1 protein-coding gene is annotated in these 1,653 nt (G+C 67.8%); it reads right to left on the reverse strand.

Annotated features, from left to right (window positions below; translation table 11 throughout):
* Positions 1-126: 126 nt before the first annotated feature.
* Positions 127-1,533, reverse strand: coding sequence for an IS1380 family transposase (locus ACTWP6_RS30185; protein ID WP_016341434.1), 1,407 nt, complete (start codon positions 1,531-1,533; stop codon positions 127-129).
* Positions 1,534-1,653 lie beyond the last annotated feature (120 nt).

Consider the following 1,653-nt stretch of genomic DNA (forward strand, 5'->3'; position numbering starts at 1 on the left):
AGTTGTGTTGTTGGGTAGTGGTTTTCGTGTGGTGGCGTAGAGGTGCTGTCCCGTGTCGCCGGGTGGGGCGGGCTTTCCTGGGGCCTGTGGGTCCTTCATCGTTGATGGGTCCGATGGGGTGGGGTGTTATCCGAAGGCGGTGCGGACGCGGTGCCAGGCGGCGGCGATCGCCGCCGCCCAGCGCCAGGTGGCATCGATGCGTAGCCGCAGTTGGCGGGCGCCGCGGGTGATACGGGCGGCCACGTGCAGGACCCGGTAGCGGAACGTGGTGATCTCGACGCGGGCCAGAGCGCGATCGCTGGCGAACCCGATGAGGCGGGTCCAGGTGACCAGGTCAGCGGCGGCCAGGACGATTTCGAGCCAGGCAGCATTGGCCCAGAAGGAGTGGCAGGGCAGGTTACGCAGCCCGGTGGCTTTGAGTTCGCGGATACGGTCCTCGACGCGGGCGTGCTGGCGGTGCCGTAGTTCCAGACCGGCGACCTGACCGGGTACGACACCCGGTGGTGTGTCGGTGATGAACGCGGTGACCCGCATGCCGTCGGCGTCGGTGAACCGCAACTGCGCGCCGGGGTGGGGGCGTTCTTTACGCAGGATCAGCCGGGTCCCTTCGGGCCAGGAGGCCAGGTTGACCAGGTCGGTGGCTTCAGCGACCCACGCGCCGTCGCGGATCCCGCCGTCGGTGTCGATCGCTGGATACCAGCAATCGCCGAGGTTGAGGGTGTCCACGGCGTCCTGGACGCGGGTATCGACGGGGTACCCGAAGGAGAACCCGGCCCCGGCGGCCCGGCACGCTGCGGCGAATTTGTGGGTGGATCCGGCGGTATCGCAGCGCACCAACACCTTCGGGGCCTCGGGGTTGTCGGGATCGTCGGGGTTGGGCCGCCACGCCGCTGGCAGCGATGCCAAAGCCTGGTGCAGGACGATGATGTGGTCGGAGGCGGTGTTGGAGCCGGCGTTACCGTTGCGCAGCAACCCGGCCAGGGCTTCGCCGCCGGCGATGTCGGGGCGGTCCAGAAACGCCAGCAGCGGGTGCAGCCCGAACGTTTTCTTCCAGGTCGGCGCAGCCCCGGCCTTGTTGTCGGAGTGATCGATCACCAGCGTGGCATCGATGTCGATATGCAGCCAGCCGCCGGTGGTGGGGGCGGCTCCGACAGCCCAGGCCGCTGCCCGCGCCGCGGCTCGGGCTGCGCGCACCCCGGGTAGATGCGCGGCATCGATCCGCTCATCGATCAGCCGCCACATGGTGGTCGTTGAGGCCTTGGCCCCCAGGACGTGCTCCCGGTCACCGCACAGCTGACCGACCGCGTCGATGCAGTCCGCGCCGTCGGCGACCGCGGCCGCCAGATCAGCGAACACCTCCCCAGGCGCATACACCCACGGGCCGCGGTAGGTGTCGGCCAACGCGGCCGTGACCTGCGCCGATAAGCCGGTCCGGTCGGCAAGCTCACGCAGCATGCCCATCCCGGCATGCGACACAACGCCATGGCCGTCGGCGGAAACTTTCACCGGCGATGCCGCCGCGATATTCTTCACCTGCGAAGTGCCTTCCCGTCAGGGTTTTTGAACCGTAGAGAAGTCCAATTATTCCTTGCAGGACAGGCACTTTCGCTTATCTACACACCCCCACAGTCAACATTCCACGAAAAATCCGGG

The sequence above is a fragment of the Mycobacterium sp. 4D054 genome, assembly GCF_052245755.1.
In the GTDB taxonomy this organism is placed as follows: Bacteria; Actinomycetota; Actinomycetes; order Mycobacteriales; family Mycobacteriaceae; genus Mycobacterium.